We start from the raw sequence: 18,513 nt of genomic DNA, 5'->3' as shown, positions 1-18,513 counted from the left end.
TTAATAAGTTTGTTACGTCGATTGATTTAGACCTGAGTCTGGCGCTTAATTGGTTGTTCGACAAACGAATAAATCTGATAACAGGTATGAATACTGCTGATGCTTGATCATGAATTGCTCCGTACTTTTATTGCGGCCGTGGATACCGGAAGCTTTACCCGGGCGGCGGCACAGGTGTTTCGTACCCAGTCGGCGGTGAGTATGCAGATGAAGCGGCTGGAAGAGCAGCTCAATAAAAGACTGTTTCTGAAAGAGGGGCGAGAGCTGCAACTGACCGATGAAGGACTGAAGCTGGTGAGCTATGCCCGTCGGATAATGAAGCTGCATGATGAAGCGCTGGGGGTGCTGGGCGCCGATGGTGAATCCCGGCCGCTGTTGCTGGGTTGTCCGGATGACTATGTCACCGGGGTGTTGCCGCAACTGCTATCCGAGCTTCAAACACAGCTACCCGGGCTGCAGGTGCAGGTGCGAACCGGGTCATCGGCGCAACTGCGGGAGCTGATCGATAAGGGCGAACTGGATCTGACTATTCTCACCCGCCGCCCGGACCGGGAAGAAGGGTATCTGTTATTGCAGGACAAGGGCGTCTGGGTTGCCCCGACAGCCGATTTTGTTGCGCCAGACCGGACCATCCGGCTGGCGCTGGTCGAGCCTGATTGTAAATTTCACAGTACCGCGGTGGATGGTCTGATCAAACAGGGGCGTTCTTTTGAGGTGAGTTGTATCAGTGGTAACTGTGCGCTGCTGATTGAGCTGGTGCGGCGGGGCGAGGCGGTTACCACACTGTCATCCTGTTGCGTACCTGCGGATCTGTACCGGGTACCTGCGAGCCTTGGTCTGCCTGACCTGCCAACTGTTGAGATTGTGCTACAGTCCTCTGCCCGGCATCACCCGGACATAGGTTCAGACCGGATCGCAAGATTGGCACAACGTACCGCAGAGCAACTACAAGCTGCCGGGTAATGGCTATCGAAAGATAAAAAATCTGGCCCCCGGAAGGGCCAGCGAAAGTGATGAAGCAACAGCAGGCGTTGCTTCATGGGCTGAACGGTATAACGGGTGCGTTTGCCCGTTAGTCAAAAATCTCCGGGGTGATGGGTTCCAGCTCAATTATCCGCTGGCGATAGAGCGGCGGAACCTCAGCTTTACTATTTTTACGGTAGTTAACGCAAACGATAGTGCCTTCCCCCTCTGCGGCCACTGCGTTATGTTCCGGACTCCAGATCAGATGTTCCATGGTAAAGCGGTCATGCTTCAGCCGGGTGACCCGACAGGCCGAGATGACGTTGCCGGGAAATGTCAGGGGAATCCGGTAACGGATGCGGCTGTCACGCAGAATCGGGCCGACATCGGTTTCCTGCATCACGGTGGTAAAGTCACAGCTGCGAAAATAGTCGATCCGGGCACTTTCAAACCAGCGCAGATAAACCAGATTATTGACATGTTGGAAGGCATCCATATCGCCCCAGGCGATCGGAATCTCCATGGTTGTTGGAAAACGTTCCAGAATCTCACTGCTCATCTTAGGGTATACCTGTCTGTCCATCCGGCGAAGTGCCGGTGTAATGATTAATAATGTTGTGTTGATACTAGTGCGACAGGTCTATTTAGGTTTAATCTGGCAAATAAGTAAAATCTTTAATTATTATTCGATCTATAAATTAGAATTATAGGTGTTGGTGAGACGTTAGAATGTTTCAGCGGCGCTCAGCCTGGTCTGGCAGGGTCGCTGGAGTGATTACCAGAGGAGCAACCAGTTAATGGAGATTAGGCAGATTCGTTATTTTCTCGCGGTTCAGGAAACCGGCAGCTTTACCAAAGCGGCGGAGAAGATGTTTGTTACCCAGCCAGCCCTGTCTGCAGCGATCAAGACACTGGAGGAGGAACTGGGGGTCGAACTGCTGCACCGAAGGCATAAACAGGTTACTCTGACCCCCGCCGGGTCACGCTTCAGAGACCGGGCCTTCTCGATTCTGGCAGAGTGCAGTGCCGCTAAAAGTGAGCTGATGAATGCGCCCCGGCCACGGCAGTTAAGAATCGGTATGCTGGATACCCTGAACACCCCGCCGATCAATAACCTGCTGCATGAGTTTCATACCACCTACCCGGAAACGGAACTGCATCTGCATACCGGCAACAAAGTTGAACTGGCAAATAAACTGGGGCAGGGAAAGGTAGATATGTTGCTGACCTCGATGGGCGGCGATGACTTTTCCCGAACCCAGTTGCCGCTTTATCAGGAGCGCTTTCAACTGATGGTGTCCCGGCAGCATGATCTGGCTAATCGTGCCAGCATACGCCTGGCCGATCTGCATGGTTTGCCGATGGTCTTGCGTAAAAACTGCGAAGTGCTGCACGAAGGCAAACGGGTTTTTCTTGCCGAACAGGCACAGCCCCGCATTACCTGCCGCACCGATAATGACTCATGGGCACTGACCATGGTGCGCAACAACCTGGCCGCAGCGATTCTCGCGGAGACCGTGATCGAACCGGGAACGGTGAGTATTCCGATCTCCGATTTTGGCCTGACACGCACCGTCGCCTGTGTCTGGCGGGAACATTCTGATCAGGAGATGGTGCAACTGTTTACGGTGTTCGCCGCGCGTGACAGCTGGCGCGGCGGGCTTAACGTCGGCTAGCTTCCCGGCGGTTGCGATTGAATCATATCCAGACGGATGCGTTGTTGTGTGCCGTGCTCATCGACGGCGATCAGAAACTCTTCTCCGTTGCGGATATCGATGGTCTGATAGCGCAGCTTTTGCCGCAGGGTATGACCTTCACTGTCCTGCCAGATCACCAGATCAATAAGGTTGCGCATACAGGCCAGTTCATAACTGTCATGCAGGGCGCACTGGATAGGGATATAGTCTTTCATCAGCCGGGCATCGCCTGTGTTCTGTTGTGTCCTAGAGGGAGGAGGTAATTGTTGTTCCAGTTTAGCTCATCTGGCAGAGGCTGTACTGTTTCATATCAGAAACCGCAGATGGTGCTGAGCGAAGGTCATTGAACAGATTCTAAACGTCTGCCGACAAACATGTTTATGGGGGGCGACGCTGCCGGCGAGATCTGGTCTCGACTCAGGTGTGAACCAGATCGGCAGTGATTTGCATCAGTGCTGCAGGTTCGCTGATAACTTTCATGGTCGGCCACTCCAATAATTGAAGCGTGCCGTTGTCGGTTTCTACCAGTGCGGTACAGTGCTCGACCCAGTCGCCGTCGTTGCAGTAAAGGGTGCCTTTCAGGTGGGTAAAGCCCGCCTGATGTATATGACCGCCGATATAGCCATCCAGAGACTGGCGGCTGGCTTCGGTGCAGGCGGCTTGCTGAAAGTGTTCAATATAGCGCTGAGCAGTACTGAAACGCTGCTTTATCATCGCTGCCAGCGAGCGATAGGGCATATTCAGCCATTGACGCAGTTTGTTATAACTGCGATTCAGCCAGAGCAGCAACTGATGGCCCTGATCTCCCAGTAACAGCATGAGTGGATGGATGCGCACATGGCCATCGAACTCATCACCATGGGACACCAGAAAGCGGCGACCATCACGGGTTTTGTGGATCGCCTTACGTCGAATCTGTAGCTTGCCCAGTTTCAAACCACAGATTTTACGCATTGGCGCATCATGGTTGCCGGGAATATAGATAATCTCACAGCCATCTTTTGCCATCTGCCAGAACTGGCCGATCAGCAACTGCTGATCCTGGGGCAGAACCGCTTTTTTGCGCATCGCCGCCAGGTCGATAATATCGCCCACCAGATAAAGCTTTTTCGGTGCCAGTTGGGTCAGGGCTTCGCTCAGGAGTTTTGCCTGGCAATCCGGGGTGCCCAGATGTACATCTGAGATAAACATGGTGTGGATATTCTGCATATCACCGTCCATCAATCAGTTTGTGGGCAGTATGGCGGTTGTAAATGACAGGGGCCTTTAAAAAAGATGAACAGATCGTTACACAAGGCTGTGGATAAATCAGTTCAAAGCGCTAGGTCGGAACACTGCTGACGATTAGAATAGCGCCATGACAACATCACTCACATACAGCCAGCAGCGATTACAGCAACTCGATCAGCAGCTTGTTGCCACGGCACACCTGTGGCGGCCGCAGCCGTTCAAACTGCACCGGCCTGAGTGGTGTACTCACTATCCCGAACTGACAGAAGCGTTGCTGGCACTGGATGAACGGCAGTTGGCCGGCTTTAATCATGACTCCGAAGCGCTGCAGGACTGGATCGGCCACTACCTGCCGCAGATCGCATCCCTGCGGCAGTTATGCCGCTTACCTGAGCGTTCGTCAGCTGAATACTGCCTCCCGGAGAACCGCTTTTTTGATGGGATGCCCGGACGCAAACGGACGCAGATCGAAGCGTTTGCCCGGGGAATCGGGCCGGTGCACTCACCACTGCTCGAATGGTGCGGCGGCAAAGGGCATCTGGGTCGCCTGCTGGGGCGGAGCTGGCAACAACTGGTGACCACCCTGGAATGGAACACTGAACTCTGTCGTATGGGTGAACAGCAGGCCCGGCGCCTGAATATTCCTCAACAGTTCAGGGTGATCGATCTGTTACAGCCGGATCTTCAGCTGAACGCTGCGGGCCATCACGCTATCGCTCTGCATGCATGCGGTGAGCTGCATCGCACACTGGAACGGTTCGCGATTGATCAGCATCTGGATGCGCTGGATCTGGTGCCCTGCTGTTATGCGTTTGGCGTTGAACATCGATACCAGCCGAGAACCGCGGGCTTATCACTGCAGCTGAGCCGGGATGACCTGCGTCTGGCGGTTACCGAAACCGTCACCGCCGGACAGCGGGAAGTGGTCAGCCGCGATCGGGAGATGGCCTGGAAACTGGGCTATATTGAACTATGTAACCGGGTGCTGGGCAGTGACCAGTATCGCCCCATGAAACCGGTATCAAAACCCTGGCTACAGCTCAGTTATAGCGAATTTTGTCATAAACTCGCTGAGCGCGAACAGTTACAACTGCCTCTAGAAACCCAATGGGAAGCAGCGGAAGCACTTGGCTGGCAGCGCTATGATGTCGTGATGCGTTTATCACTGCTGCGCAACTGTTTTCGCCGGGCGATTGAGCTCTGGCTGGTGTTGGATCTGGCCTGCGATCTTGAGTCCTATGGTTATCATGTCGAGCTGGGTACCTTCTGTGATCGCTCCGTCACACCGCGTAATATTATGCTTTCAGCCCGAAAAATGGAGGCCAGAAGTGAAATCAGAAGCACTGACTGATGCGCAACTGATTGCCCGTATCAAGGCCTGCGATCTCTGTCTGCCCCATCTGCCGGATGGCGTGCGTCCGGTGTTCCAGTTTGATCCCCGCGCAAGGGTTTTAGTCGCAGCTCAGGCCCCCGGCCGGCGGGTCCATGAAACCGGCATCCCCTTTAACGACCCCAGCGGTGAGCGTTTACGGGAGTGGATGGGGATCGGTGCTGAAATCTTCTACGACCCGAAACAGCTGGCGATCCTGCCGATGGGGTTCTGTTTTCCCGGCACAGGGAAGTCCGGTGACCTGCCGCCACGCAAAGAGTGCGCCCCCCAGTGGCGCCAGCAACTGCTGGATCGCCTGCCAAACTTGCAACTGATACTGGTGATTGGCCAGTATGCCCAGGCCTGGCATCTGCAAGAGAAGGGTTCAGTCACAGAGATTGTTTCCCGCTGGCGGGATTATTGTTGTCAGGGCCAGTCCCCGGCAGTGTTCCCCATGCCCCATCCCAGCCCACGCAATAACATCTGGCTGAAACGCAACCCATGGTTTGAGGCGGAGCTGGTGCCAGAGCTGCAGAAGCGGGTGAGGGAAATAGTTGTAAGTGGTTAGACCGCAACGAAAAGCACGTTGCTCGCTAGAACGTCGCTGCGCGACTCGCTAGACGGGCTGCGCCCTTGCTAGAAAAAGCATCGAGCAAACAGGTCTATTGGTTTTATCTTTGCTATTGAGGGCGGCGCGCTAGCATGCCTTCTGGGTACCTTGCGGCGATTAGCGCTATGACTTATTTAAGTTGAATAGCGTTGGTAGAAGGCGGTAGCGCCCGTAGTACACAAATAAAAAGAGAGCCAATGGCTCTCTTCTCTTTATGCTTTTTTCTTTCCGCTTTTTCTAGCCACTAACAACTAGCAAGTCGCGAAGCGACGTCTAGCTACTGCTTTTAAACAGCGCTTTTTTGCTGCGTTCTAGCGACTCATAACGCCGTCAGCTTCGTCCCTTTCTGCGGTAGCGGCAGGGCTGGTAGTCCGCCGCCGATAACTCCCAGATGCTTATCCATCAACTGGCGCATTTTGTCCGTTTCGCCGAGGTTTTTCAGCAGTCTGGCCAGTTCGCTCAGGGTTTCGGCTCTGGGGCTTAGCTCCAGGCTTTGTTCGAAGTAGGTGATCGCTTTGCCCCAGTGCTGGTTGCGTTGTGACAGGCGGCCCAGGGTGAGCAGCAAGTCGGGGTTGAGCGGGTCATCTTTGAGCCAGCTGCGGGCAGTATCCAGCTGCTTCTTCGGGTTTTCTCCTTCGATGCGGCCGTACAGGTTGACCAGCTCGTTGTCCCAGTTGCGTTTGATCAGCTCACGGATCACCGGTTCCGCTTTAGATTCTGCGCCGATGCTCACCAGCAGACGGGTGTAGTGGCGGGCCAGTTGATCATCCTGGGTCAGTTGACCGGGCATGTTATGCCAGGTTTCGGCCAGGGCTTTGCGCTTCTCGTCGGAGGACGCGCTGTCCGGCAAGACAATACTCAGTTCCAGCAGCTTCTGGTAGCACAGCTGTTCGGTTTGCAGCAGCTTTTCAGGTTTCAGCGCTTTGTTTTTGCGCAGTTCTGGGATCAGTGCCTGCAGTGACTGCCAGTCGTTCAGTTGAATGTAAACCTTGCGCAGCAGCTTCATCACGTAGGTGTTTTTCGGCGCTTTTTTACGCAGGCTGAGCAGAGTAGCCAGACTGGGCTCCAGTTGTCCCCGGGCTAACTGGGTCTGCGCCTGATTGATACCGACCGTGATCTCTGCTTCCGGTGTGGAGGCTCTGGCTTTTTGCAGCAGTTCGTCACAGGCTTTTTCATCGCCCTGTTCCTGAGCTGCATGGGCAGCCGCCAGATAGTTGATCAGCGGCAGGTCGGCGTTATCTGCAGAGATGGATAACAGACGCTGGGCTTTCCACCAGTTTCCTTCAGAGAGGGCAATCAGGCCTTTAAGGGTTTTGTCATGGGCGATGCGGCTTTTACGACTGCCGCTCCAGAGACGCAGATGTGTACCTGATTTGAGAGAGCGCTTGAACAGGTTGATGCCCCAGTGCAGGGCGAAAAACAGCGCGACAATCAGTACCAGAAAGACCCACAGGCTCATCTCAACGGTGGTCTGGCCGTAGGCAAACAGGGTATAGCCGGAATCCTGGATCATCTTCTGACCGATCCAGGTGCCGGCAAACATAAATGCCAGCAGCAGGATAAATATGCGTTTCATCAGGCAGCCCCCTCTTTCAGCTTGCGCATCTCTTTGAGGTAACTCTTCAGGGCTTTCAGTGATCCGGAGATATCCGGCATCTGCGGAGCCACTTCAACCTGTTCCAGGTCTTTCAGGGCTTTCAGCAGGGCCTGGGTATTACTGTGGTTCTGTTCAAAGTAAGTCCCCACCCACTGTTGCGCCTTAGTCAGGCTGTTGAGGTAGCTTTTCGGCTTCCGTTGCAGCAGCGAAAGTTGAGCCTGCTCCAGCATCAGGTGCAGGTTTTGTTGCAGATAGTAACTCTGCTGGGGTGACAGCAGCGGTTCGACTGGCTCGCTGCGATCCTGAATAACGATCAGTTTGCTGGCTTTATCGGACAGTGTTGCCCAGGCCTGCTTGATATCGGCACTCCAGCTGGCGGCAAACTCCTCGCTGTTCACCTGATCCAGCAGCTCCGGCAGTTTGTGTTGTTCGGTCAGCGGGATCACCTGCAGCTGATCCACCTGTGCGCTGAGCGCGCCCAGGCGCAGGAACACGCCTTCGGTATCCAGTTGAGGCACCGCTTCCAGTGCGGCAATATCGGCGGCGACTGCTTTGCGAATATCGTAGATGGTGACATCGTCGGTTTCGCTGAGAATCTTATCGGCAGAGCGCAACAGTTGCAGTGCCCCGTTCGGGGTTTGCTCCATCAGCACCCGCTGGTTGGCCAGTCGCAACAGATATTCGACTTCGGCCAGCAGCCAGTCAGCCCGGTCATTCTTTTGTGCTGCGGTGACCTGTTGAATACTGCGGGTCAGGCGGTTCTGAAGCTCATTGATATTGGCCTGATCCTGGGTTGATTTACTCTGCAGGGCTGACAATTTCTGATTGAGTGCCCCGAGTTGCTGATTAAACTGCTGCTGGCTTTTCTCCAGAGTACCGCTCAGTTCAGCGGCGGCATCTTGCCGGGTCTGCTGCAGCTGGTTTTTTTCCTGCAGTTGCAGCCAGTAGAGATAGCCGACCCCGGCCAGGGCGATCAGTGCCAGCAACAGCGCGATGCGGCCGGCCCAACTGGCTTTCTGTTTTGGCTGCTCTTTTACCGGAGGTTCTTTCGCCGGTGCTTCAGTTGCGTGTGGCGCTTCCTGTTTTGGCTTACCCACAGTCGGTTTTTCTGGCTTCTCTGCAGCAGTTTTGTTTGTCTCTGATGTCTCTTCAGCTTGCGACTCTGCAGTATCAGGCTTATTGGCGGGGGCGTTCTCCTTTTCGATCAGCTCTCCCTCAATCACTTCTTCTGGCTTTTCTGAAGTGGCTGGATTGTTATTCCCGCTTTTTTTCATGTTCTGTCATCCATATCGATAGTCGATAAAACTGTTTCTGCCATGGCCTGATTATCCGGCCCGCTGGCGGTAATAACCCGAGTATAGCCTAACTCGTTTGCAATTCGGGCAACTCGCTCACTGGGTACCACCAATGTTGTACGCTGCAGCGTTTTGAGACCGTGCTCAGATATGAGTTTTGTCAGGTTGTTGAGTGCTTCTCCGCTGGTCAGTAACACCGCAGCAAAGGGTTTGTCTCCGATAGTACTGCTGATCTGTCCGGAGGTATAGGGGGGGAGACTGCGCCGGTAGAGATCAGCATAATCAACCCGGGCACCGCGCTGGCTGAGCTGTTGCGCCAGGGTTTCCCGTCCCCCTGCGCCACGCATAATTAATATCCGTTGTTCGCCAACCTGCTGCAGCTGGGGCAGAGAGAGCAGTGCCTCGGAGTCATAGCCTGCGGCTGACTGAAGGGCGGTAATACCATAGGCTTCCAGCTGAATTGCTGTTTGACGGCCGATAGCCAGCCACTGGATGCCTACCGGTAGCTGCGGCCAGTACTGGTCGATCAGATCCATCCCGGCGGTGACCGCATTGGCGCTGATGAAGATCACCGAGTGGTAAAGGTCCAGATCCATAATCCGGCTTTTTAAAAGAGCAAAGCCCGGATCAGATTCACTGACCGGGGTGATCTCCAGCAGCGGCAGCTGAACTGGGTCAAGCCCAAGACCGGCGAGCAATTCAGCCTGCCCCTCTGCCTGATGCGCGGGGCGGGTGACCAGTATCCGGGGGTTAGCCATTCTGCTGATAAACGTCTGCCAGAATCTTATCGGCACCGGCCGCCAGCAGGCGTTCTGCCAATTCGATACCCATCGCTTCAGCATTATCCGGGCTATTGCGTAACTCATCCCGCAGGACCTGGGTACCATCGGTGCTGGCTACCAGACCGCGCAGGTATAGTTCATCACTGGCTTCATTGAGGGTGGCATAACAGGCGATAGGTACCTGACAGCCGCCTTCCAGCCGACGGTTCATGGCCCGCTCGGCGGTAACGCGGTAGGCGGTTTGCTGATCATGCAGCGGTTTGAGCAGTTCGATAGTGGTTGCATCATCGCTACGACACTCGATGCCTACGGCGCCCTGACCACCGGCCGGAAGACTCTCTTCCGGGGTGATCTCGCTGGCGATCCGGTCAGCCATTTCAAGGCGCAGCAAACCGGCAGTTGCCAGGATAATCGCGTCGTACTGGCCTTCATCCAGCTTGCGCAGACGGGTGTTGACGTTGCCCCGCAGGGTTTTGATCTGCAGATCGGGGCGGGCAGCTTTCAGCTGTGCTTCCCGGCGCAGCGAGGAGGTGCCGACGACTGCCCCCTGAGGCAGTTCATCAACTGATTTGTAATGGTTAGAAACAAACGCATCGGTGGGCTTTTCCCGTGGGCAGATGACTGCCAGCCCGAGGCCTTCGGGAAACTCCATAGGTACATCTTTCATTGAATGTACGGCGATATCGGCTTCATTGGCCAGCATTGCGACTTCCAGCTCTTTAACAAAAAGTCCCTTGCCGCCAATCTTTGACAGAGGCGAGTCCAGCAGTACATCCCCTTTGGTGGTAAATCCCATGAGTTCTACTTTGATGCCGGGATGAAACTTCTCTAACTCAGCTTTAACATACTCTGCCTGCCACAGGGCGAGGGGGCTTTGACGGGTGGCGATACGGACTACTTTATCGGTCATACAGAATCCTGGAGGGCGTTTGCCCGGTCAACTACGCAAAATAATTACCGATTTTAACAGATAAGCGGACAGGTAACAGCTGATCGGGCATGCGGGAGGGGGGCAGGTTGCTGTATAATGCCCGCCATTGATTCAGGACAAGATCCGCTTGCCTTCGGCACGGATGACAGATTTGAGGTTTCAGCATGAGTGAAGAAAAAACCAACCAGCAATGGGGTGGCCGTTTTAATGAGCCAACGGATGCCTTTGTTGCCCGTTTTACGGCGTCGGTGCAGTTTGATCAGCGGATGTACAAGCAGGATATCCAGGGTTCAGTCGCCCATGCAAAAATGCTCACTAAGGTGGGGGTGCTGACCGAAGCTGAATGTGCCGATATTCTTCAGGGGCTCAGTGAGATTGAAGCTGATATTGAAAGTGGCAACTTCGAGTGGTCGATCGAACTGGAAGACGTGCATATGAATATCGAAGCGGCGCTGACGAAGAAGATCGGTATTACCGGTAAGAAGTTGCATACAGGGCGCTCCCGTAATGATCAGGTTGCCACCGATATCCGCCTCTATGTGCGTGATGAGATCGATAATGTGCTGGCTGAGATCAGTCGTTTGCAGCAGGGGATTGTGGGCCTTGCCCGTCAGGAAGCGGATACTGTGATGCCAGGTTTTACCCATCTGCAGACTGCCCAGCCGGTGACCTTCGGGCACCACCTGATGGCCTGGTTTGAAATGCTTAGTCGGGATTATGAGCGGTTTGTCGATTGCCGTAAGCGGGTTAATATTCTACCACTCGGCGCGGCGGCGCTAGCCGGGACGACCTATCCGATTGACCGTCATATGACTACTGAGTTGCTGGGTTTTACCGCTCCGACAGAGAACTCCCTGGATTCTGTTTCTGATCGTGACTTTGCTATCGAGTTTTGTGCGGCTTCCAGTGTGCTGATGATGCATATGACCCGTTACTCTGAAGAGCTGGTGATGTGGGCGTCTGCGCAGTTTAACTTTATCAATCTGCCGGATCGCTTCTGCACCGGCTCCTCTATTATGCCGCAAAAGAAAAACCCGGATGTGCCCGAGCTGGTGCGGGGTAAGAGCGGCCGGGTGTATGGCCATCTGATGTCACTGTTAACGCTGATGAAGTCTCAGCCACTGGCTTACAACAAGGATAATCAGGAAGATAAAGAGCCGCTGTTCGATGCGATCGATACGGTCAAAGGCTGTTTGCGGGCTTTTGCCGATATGGTGCCGGCGATTGAAGCGAAACGGGACAATATGCGTGAAGCGGCGTTGCGGGGATTCTCCACCGCGACCGATCTGGCAGACTACGTGGTGCGCAAGGGGATTCCCTTCCGTGATGCCCATGAGATTGTCGGCAAAGCGGTGGCTTACGGGATTCAGCAGAACAAGGATCTGGGTGAAATGAGCCTGGAAGAGCTGCAACAGTTCTCCGGTCAGATCGGCGAAGATGTCTTCGATGTGCTGACACTGGACGGCTCTGTCAGTGCCCGTGATCATATTGGCGGTACCGCTCCAAATCAGGTACGCCTGGCCTGCGACCGGGCTGAACAGATGCTGTCACAACGTAGCTAATAGTAATAATACCGCATTATCGAACCCGCTAAGGTGAGCCCTGGCGGGTTTTTTTGTAGCTTTATTACCCAGCGTGGGATATAGAGATAGGCCTTTAGTTGTATAACACGGTAGATTAGTCGGGTATCGGGTTGACCCTGAACTATATTTTCACGCGTTAACAGGCAAATAATAAATAATGGAATATTAACGGGCTGGCGGAGTTCACATGAGACTGAATATCACCCATAAAATGATTGTAGGCTTTGTCCTGATGGTCGTTTTTATCATCGTTGTGGGGGCCGGAGGTGTAGGCGCGATACAGCTGATCTCGCAGAAGTTTGAGAATGTCACACAGAATGTAGTGCCTTCGCTGACAGAGGGTTTACGGCAACTGGTACGGCTTGAGGAAGCGAACAATGAGCTGTTTGCCGCGCTGTCGGAAAAGCGCGTCAGAGAGCTTAATCTGCAGCGTGAATCATTTAAGCAGCAACTGGAACAGTTCAGGGTCGATCAGCAGGCATTAGCTGAGCGGGTGGCTCATGATGAGGTGCTGAGTGAGTCATTAAATCAGGTTGCTGCGCGGGTTGATCAGTACTTCTCCCTGGCCGATACCGTACTGCTTGAACAGAGGAGTATTCTGGACAATGAGCGGCATATTATTGATGCTGATATAAAGTTGCGTAAGGCCGACAATGCGCTTTCCACTTCATTGAGCAGGCTTCAGGTTGATTATAGTGGGACGCCGATTGCCGCAGCGGGTAAGGATCTGGCCAAGACCATAGGTATTTTCCGTTCCCGTCTGATGAACTTCAGCCGTACCCAGGCGATGGGACGGTTGGAAAAAGTGCTGGCCACCAGAAAAGGGGATATTCGCAAGGATTATGAGAAAATTATCCGCTTAGGTGGGCCGTTCCGCTCAGCGCAGGATGATCTTAATGTCTTTGAGCAACAGTTTTACGGGGAGGATGGGCTGGTCGCTTATCTGCGCGTGATGAATGCGGCGCAAAAGGCGCAGGGTGCCCGTCTGGAGCAGACTTATCAACTGATCGATGAGACTCGCGCAGCCGTTGAAGATTTTATAACGAAGAATAATCAGATTCTTAATCATGCCCAGGAACAGGCCAGTCAGGAGGTGTTTACCGGTCGGTTACTGATCATCGGCTTGTCGCTGGGCGCAGTGATATTTGCCCTGATCGTCGCGATTGTGCTGGTGCAGACTATCCGCTTGCCACTGGCGCATATCCGCAAGACGCTGGGTGCCGTGCGCGAAGGTAATTTGAATGTCACTTTTGACGTGAGCCGACAGGATGAGTTTGGTGATCTGAGCGGCTATCTCAATGAGGTGGTTGCGAGTCTGAAGTCAATATTACAACAGGTTGCAGATGGCGCTGAGCGGTTGTCTACTGTGGCCAATAAGAATGCCTCTATCAGCCAGCAGACAACGGAGTCGATGAACCTGCAGAGTATGCAGCTGGAGCAAACCTCCTCGGCTGCTGTGGAGATGGAACATAGTGTTTCTGAGGTGGCCGGACACAGTAAGACAACATTGAATGCGGTGCATGAGTTTGAAAACCTCAGTCATGATGTCAGCCAGCAGATGCGGGAGACCGTCGACAGTATTGAAAAGCAGGCCCGGGGAATCGATCAGGCGATGGGGGTCAGTCAGGAGATGGCTACGTTTGGCAATCAGATCGTGATGATTCTGACAACCATTAAGGATATTGCGGAAAAAACTAATCTGCTGGCGCTCAATGCCGCGATTGAGGCGGCTCGTGCGGGAGAACAGGGCAGGGGGTTTGCGGTGGTTGCCGATGAAGTGAGGGGATTGGCCGGGCGTACCCGGGACTCGGTGCAGGATATTCAGGACATGGTGGGGAATATGCAGAGTGCTATTCTGCGGGTCACAGAAGTAATGGATCAGAGTTATCAACAGACCCAGGCCTGTGTTGAGCATGCAGGGCGATCTCAGGGGGTTCTGCAGTCGATGAATGAAGCGGTAGCGCATATCCGTGCACTTAATGCCTTCATTGAAACCGCAGCCACTGAGCAGACGGATGCGGTGGCGGAGGTCAGTCAGACGCTGGTTTCGATCAGTAACGCTGCGGCAGAAACTACGAGAGGGGCGGAGAGTGCTGCTGAAAGCAGTCAGACGCTGCTTGATGTTGCTCGTCAACAGCAATCGTTACTGGCTCGTTTCTCTATATGACACGATTCCTGCGACGCTATAACCGCCCGGATTTTCCCGGGCGGTTAGCTATATTTAACTACTCAACCTGAGGAGAGCGGCAAAGACCTCTGATACACAACCGGGTAAATTGCCACACTGATTCGATACCTCACTATAACTATAATCATCACTAGCCTGCATAAAAGGCTGGATGCTGGAGCGCGTATGAGACTGAATATTACCCACAAACTAACGGCAGGCTTCTCTTTAATGGTGCTGTTTATTATCGTTGTTGGAGCGGGTGGTTTGTTTGGCAGTAAAACTATTTCGAATCACTTCTTCAATGTTTCTGACAATGTGATCCCTTCACTATCGGGTAGCTTTCAGCAACTGGTCTATCTGGAAGAGGTTAACTCTGAACTGTTTGCGGCATTGTCACAGGACCGGATTAAGCAACTCAACGAGAAAAAGAAGGCTGTAAAGGCGAGGATCGTTCAGTTTAATGATGCGCAGATTGTTGTGGCTGAAAAAGCGGCCGGTGATCCAGAGTTGAAAGCCAGTATCGATAAGGTTCAGACGGTTAGCAAAGAGTTTTTTGCCGTGACCGAAAAAGTGATGGCTGACCGGAAGCAGTCGCTGATTCTGGAGTTTCAGACCCGACAGGCAGAGATTGATTTTCAGGGGCTGGGGAATACTCTCAACCTGTGGGTAAAATCCCTGTACGAGAATCAGGTGGATCAGAGTGTGCTGGACAAAGCGGATGACCTGATGGTGGCGTTCAGTATGCACCGTTTTCATCTGGTGGATTTTCAGCGCACTAATGATATGGCCAAACTGGAAAAAGAGCTGAAAGACAATAAGGGAAAGCTGAAGCAGGCGCTGGCGGCGATCGACTCTGACGTTCCCAATTTCTATCTGTTAAAACGCACCATTAATTCAGTCAATAATCATCTCTATCAAGAGGGAGGGTTGGTTGACTATTACAAACAGAAGGCTGAGGCTGAGGCTGTGCTTGCGCAAAGCCTGAAAAAAACCGATAACCTGATTTCTCAGGCGCGCGCGGCGGTCAGTGCGTTTATCGCAGCCAATCATGAACTGGCCGGGAATGCCCGGAACGAGGCACAGCAACTGGTTAATTTCAGTCAGGTGGGCATATTAGCGCTCTCTGTGGGCTCCGTCGTGTCTGGCCTGATCGTGGCGATCATACTGATGCAGACTATCCGGGTACCACTGGCGCATATTCATTCGGGGCTGAGTGCATTCCGCAAGGGCGATCTGAGTGTCGTATTTGAGGTTAAGCGCGAAGATGAGTTTGGTGATCTGAGCCGTTACCTGAACTCTGTCGTTGAGGAGCTGAGGGATATCCTGCAGAAAGTCGCTTCGGGGGCTGACCGTTTATCCAGTGTGGCTAACCGCAATGCCTCGATTAGCCAGCAAACGACTGAAGCGATGAGTACTCAGGGGATGAAGCTGGAGCAAACCTCCTCGGCCGCGGTGGAGATGGAGCACAGTGTTTCTGAAGTGGCTGGTCATAGTAAGACAACACTGCAGGCGGTGCATGAGTTCGAAGCGCTGAGTCAGGATGTTAGTCAGCAGATGCTGGATACCGTTGCCAGTATCGAAACCCAGGCTAAGGGTATTGATCAGGCGATGGGGGTGAGTAATGAGATGGCAGCGTTTGGTAACCAGATCGTTATGATTCTGACCACGATTCAGGATATCGCTGAAAAAACAAATCTGCTGGCATTGAACGCTGCTATTGAGGCGGCCCGTGCGGGGGAACAGGGCAGAGGTTTTGCTGTGGTAGCCGATGAGGTCCGGGGGCTGGCCGGGCGTACCCGTGACTCGGTTCAGGATATTCAGGAGATGGTCGGTAACATGCAGAATGCCATCACCCGGGTGTCCGAGGTGATGAACCAGAGCTTCGAGCAAACCCAGAACTGTGTTGAACAAGCGGGTCGGTCGCAGCAGGTGTTGCAGGCGATGAATGAAGCGGTGTCGCATATCCGGGATTTGAACGCCTTCATTGAAACTGCAGCGACTGAGCAGGCGCAGGCGGTGGCAGAAGTGAGTCAGACGCTGGTGTCGATCAATGTCACGGCAGCGGAGACATCGCAGGGGGCTGTGGTCGCCTCTGAAAGCAGTCAGGAACTGCTGGATGTTGCCAGGCAGCAGCAGTCATTACTGGCACGCTTCTCGATCAGTTGAGAAGCAGGACTACCTTAGCAACAAAAAAGCCCGTCGCACTTTGGCGGGCTTTTTATGTAACTGTAGTCGGTATCAGTTCAGGGTGATATCCACCATCAGATCGTTGGCAATCGCTTCAAGTGATTGTTGTAGATCCTCCAGATCAACGCCTACAGGAACAGTCAGCTCAGCGTCTGCCTTGAACAGCAGCTCAGCGGACATTGAACCACTGACCAGCTCTGTGGATAACCGTTCAACATTGATGCTGTAACGATTAAGCGCCTGCGAGATCTCCCGGACAATACCGGGCTTGTCGTGGCCGATCAGTTCCAGCGTAATATTATTACTCTCACTGGAGGCGTCTGCTTCAGTGCTGCGCTCAGCGATCACCTTCAAACCCTGAGATTGCAACTGCTGCAGCGCCTCAATCAGCGAGTCTGCGTGGTTTTCCGGAACGGATACAATCAGTATGCCGGCAAATTTACCCGCCAGACGGGACATGCTGCTTTCCAGCCAGTTACCTTCATTGCTGGCGATGGTCTGGGACAGCAGTTCTACCAGTCCGGGTTTGTCCGGGGCGATCACGGTCAGTACGAGGGATGTCATTATAGTTACTCCTTTTATATAGCCAGGCCGGATCACTGTCCCCGTTGATATCGGCCGTCATTCCTGCCTGTGATGTACAGGCGTATCAAACTTTGCGAGTAGAGCTGATCGGGATATTACCGGATTTACACTCCTGATCTCTCTTCAGAAGAATAGCTGCCGCGTGCAAAAAGTGCTGACAACCAGGGTTGATCATCCCATAATTCCACAGATTATTGATTACTTTCGTATCGGTTGCTCTTATTGCCTGCCATCTAACCGCAGCTGTAGGGCAAAGATCTATTGGATTATATACACAGATGAGCGGGATTCTCACGGCTTTATGGCCGGTTTTTGCATTGTTATGTATTGGACATATTATTCGCCGGACTGGTTTTCCCGGCGATGGTTTCTGGGAGCCTGCAGAAAAGCTGATCTATTTTCTGCTGTTCCCGACACTGCTGGTTTACAAGCTGAGCCTTGCGGATGTGGGGGCTGTTCCGGTTGCAGAGGTTGCCCTGGCGGTGATTCTGCTACTGTTTACTGGCACGCTGATTCTGCTCGGTGTTCAACGCTTCAGACCGATGGCGAACAGCAGCTTTACCTCGGTTTATCAGGGAGGGATGCGTTTCAATACCTATGTGGGGCTGGCCTCGGGAGCCGCTCTGTTTGGGGATACCGGGGTGGCGGTTGCGGCGGTGATTATTGCGGTGATGGTGCCGCTGTTAAATCTTCTCTGTGTGTTGATTTTTAGTCTTTACACCCGTAAGGACGCCGGATACCTCAGCGCTTTGCTGGCGGTGGTGAAAAACCCGCTGATAGTTGCCTGCTTTGTGGGTATTTTTCTCAATCTGTCGGGCATTGGTCTGCCGTGGATGGTGGCTTCGGTGGCGGGCTTATTGAGCGGTATCGCTTTGCCCCTGGCACTGTTGGCGGTCGGTGCCGGACTGAATCTTACTGCTCTGCGTAAGGCGGGTGGCGCCGTTATCTATAGCAGCATCATTAAACTGGTGGTGTTTCCCTGTCTGATGTTGCTGATCTGTCGATTGTTTGTTGTTTCTCCCGAGGTCGCTCAGGTGTTGATACTCTTCAGTGCGTTGCCAACAGCGCCTTCTGCATATGTTCTGGCCCGGCAACTGGGGGGCGATGCAGTACTGATGTCTGCAATCATAACCGGCCAAACACTGCTTTCTATGCTGATAATGCCGGTGGTTTTGTCGATTTTCCCACTTTTTCTGTGAATTTCTGGGAAAAGATGGAACTTATGTCATGGAATTGCTGTCTTCTCTTAAGCTTTTAAAGCATTTGTCGATAAAGCGTATGTAACGTCTTAAAAATACATGGTAAAAATGCTTGTGTTTTTTCGTTTTTATGGAAGAATGTGCGCGCTTTTGACTTAGTGAAATAAACTTTCCGAGCAGTAAAAAAATGAAAAAAGGACCCGATCTGGTTGTCGTGTTAATCGCTGTGTTTGTACTGGGAACCGTTTTTACAGGTGTCAGTCATGCCGATATCGAGTTTGCCTCGATAGTCGGGCAGGTGTTTAATAACTAAAT

The 18,513-nt window shown here is 53.2% G+C and carries 17 protein-coding genes; 9 read left to right on the top strand and 8 right to left on the bottom strand.

The features are described from left to right. Positions 1 to 99: 99 nt before the first annotated feature. Entirely contained in the window at positions 100 to 963 is an 864-nt protein-coding gene (locus tag OCU43_RS21120; protein WP_091360410.1) for a LysR substrate-binding domain-containing protein, read from the top strand. 109 nt (positions 964 to 1,072) lie between these two features. Here OCU43_RS21120 and OCU43_RS21115 read toward each other — a convergent pair whose 3' ends face one another. Continuing rightward, a complete protein-coding gene (locus OCU43_RS21115) occupies positions 1,073 to 1,522 on the bottom strand; it encodes an acyl-CoA thioesterase (RefSeq protein ID WP_175483574.1) in 450 nt (149 codons plus the stop codon). A 238-nt stretch (positions 1,523 to 1,760) separates the two neighbouring features. Between OCU43_RS21115 and OCU43_RS21110 the strand changes: the two genes are divergently transcribed. Then, complete coding sequence (locus OCU43_RS21110) at positions 1,761 to 2,639, top strand: LysR family transcriptional regulator (RefSeq protein ID WP_091360413.1); 879 nt, start codon at positions 1,761 to 1,763, stop codon at positions 2,637 to 2,639. Here OCU43_RS21110 and OCU43_RS21105 read toward each other — a convergent pair. Next, positions 2,636 to 2,875 (bottom strand): Rho-binding antiterminator, encoded by a 240-nt coding sequence (locus OCU43_RS21105; protein ID WP_091360415.1) that lies wholly within the window; start codon positions 2,873 to 2,875, stop codon positions 2,636 to 2,638. The two genes, OCU43_RS21110 and OCU43_RS21105, sit on opposite strands and share 4 nt — an antisense overlap. 202 nt (positions 2,876 to 3,077) lie before the next feature. Then, positions 3,078 to 3,869, bottom strand: coding sequence for a UDP-2,3-diacylglucosamine diphosphatase (locus OCU43_RS21100; protein ID WP_245756614.1), 792 nt, complete (start codon positions 3,867 to 3,869; stop codon positions 3,078 to 3,080). 148 nt (positions 3,870 to 4,017) lie between these two features. Between OCU43_RS21100 and OCU43_RS21095 the strand changes: the two genes are divergently transcribed. Then, the gene (locus OCU43_RS21095) at positions 4,018 to 5,241 is read left to right on the top strand and encodes a methyltransferase (protein WP_091360419.1); all 1,224 of its coding nucleotides are present in this window, start codon (positions 4,018 to 4,020) and stop codon (positions 5,239 to 5,241) included. Continuing rightward, positions 5,219 to 5,827: a uracil-DNA glycosylase family protein gene (locus OCU43_RS21090; protein WP_245756615.1), complete on the top strand. Its 609-nt coding sequence runs from the start codon at positions 5,219 to 5,221 to the stop codon at positions 5,825 to 5,827. Before OCU43_RS21095 ends, OCU43_RS21090 begins: the two co-directional genes overlap by 23 nt. A 361-nt stretch (positions 5,828 to 6,188) precedes the next feature. Here OCU43_RS21090 and OCU43_RS21085 read toward each other — a convergent pair whose 3' ends face one another. The 4 genes from OCU43_RS21085 to hemC are packed head-to-tail and all read right to left on the bottom strand — an operon-like array spanning position 6,189 to position 10,453. After that, complete coding sequence (locus OCU43_RS21085) at positions 6,189 to 7,445, bottom strand: heme biosynthesis HemY N-terminal domain-containing protein (RefSeq protein ID WP_091360422.1); 1,257 nt, start codon at positions 7,443 to 7,445, stop codon at positions 6,189 to 6,191. After that, complete coding sequence (locus tag OCU43_RS21080; protein WP_091360424.1) at positions 7,445 to 8,740, bottom strand: uroporphyrinogen-III C-methyltransferase; 1,296 nt, start codon at positions 8,738 to 8,740, stop codon at positions 7,445 to 7,447. The genes OCU43_RS21085 and OCU43_RS21080 overlap by 1 nt, the downstream gene beginning before the upstream one ends. Then, on the bottom strand, positions 8,737 to 9,519 hold the full coding sequence (locus OCU43_RS21075; protein WP_091360426.1) for a uroporphyrinogen-III synthase: 783 nt from the start codon (positions 9,517 to 9,519) through the stop codon (positions 8,737 to 8,739). Before OCU43_RS21075 ends, OCU43_RS21080 begins: the two co-directional genes overlap by 4 nt. After that, positions 9,512 to 10,453 (bottom strand): hydroxymethylbilane synthase, encoded by a 942-nt coding sequence (gene hemC / locus OCU43_RS21070; protein ID WP_091360428.1) that lies wholly within the window; start codon positions 10,451 to 10,453, stop codon positions 9,512 to 9,514. Before hemC ends, OCU43_RS21075 begins: the two co-directional genes overlap by 8 nt. Positions 10,454 to 10,638: 185 nt before the next feature. Between hemC and argH the strand changes: the two genes are divergently transcribed. The 3 genes from argH to OCU43_RS21055 all read left to right on the top strand — a co-directional run bounded on the left by argH (position 10,639) and on the right by OCU43_RS21055 (position 16,393). Then, the gene (gene argH / locus OCU43_RS21065) at positions 10,639 to 12,036 is read left to right on the top strand and encodes an argininosuccinate lyase (protein WP_091360430.1); all 1,398 of its coding nucleotides are present in this window, start codon (positions 10,639 to 10,641) and stop codon (positions 12,034 to 12,036) included. A gap of 208 nt (positions 12,037 to 12,244) precedes the next feature. Next, positions 12,245 to 14,224: a HAMP domain-containing methyl-accepting chemotaxis protein gene (locus tag OCU43_RS21060; protein ID WP_091360432.1), complete on the top strand. Its 1,980-nt coding sequence runs from the start codon at positions 12,245 to 12,247 to the stop codon at positions 14,222 to 14,224. Positions 14,225 to 14,410: 186 nt separating this feature from the next. Next, positions 14,411 to 16,393 (top strand): HAMP domain-containing methyl-accepting chemotaxis protein, encoded by a 1,983-nt coding sequence (locus OCU43_RS21055; protein ID WP_091360434.1) that lies wholly within the window; start codon positions 14,411 to 14,413, stop codon positions 16,391 to 16,393. 72 nt (positions 16,394 to 16,465) lie between these two features. Here the strand turns inward: OCU43_RS21055 and OCU43_RS21050 are convergent, their stop codons facing one another. Further along, on the bottom strand, positions 16,466 to 16,978 hold the full coding sequence (locus tag OCU43_RS21050; RefSeq protein ID WP_091360436.1) for a glycine cleavage system transcriptional repressor: 513 nt from the start codon (positions 16,976 to 16,978) through the stop codon (positions 16,466 to 16,468). Between the two features lie 299 nt (positions 16,979 to 17,277). Between OCU43_RS21050 and OCU43_RS21045 the strand changes: the two genes are divergently transcribed. Then, positions 17,278 to 18,198: an AEC family transporter gene (locus tag OCU43_RS21045; protein ID WP_091360437.1), complete on the top strand. Its 921-nt coding sequence runs from the start codon at positions 17,278 to 17,280 to the stop codon at positions 18,196 to 18,198. 187 nt (positions 18,199 to 18,385) lie between these two features. Then, positions 18,386 to 18,511, top strand: a complete 126-nt coding sequence (locus OCU43_RS21040) for a hypothetical protein (protein WP_261832957.1) — start codon at positions 18,386 to 18,388, stop codon at positions 18,509 to 18,511. Positions 18,512 to 18,513: the final 2 nt, after the last annotated feature.

It is taken from the genome of Amphritea atlantica (assembly GCF_024347255.1).
Classification (GTDB): domain Bacteria; phylum Pseudomonadota; class Gammaproteobacteria; order Pseudomonadales; family Balneatricaceae; genus Amphritea; species Amphritea atlantica.
Note: the sequence above shows the minus strand (reverse complement) of the source record. Positions and strands in the feature narration are given on the sequence as shown.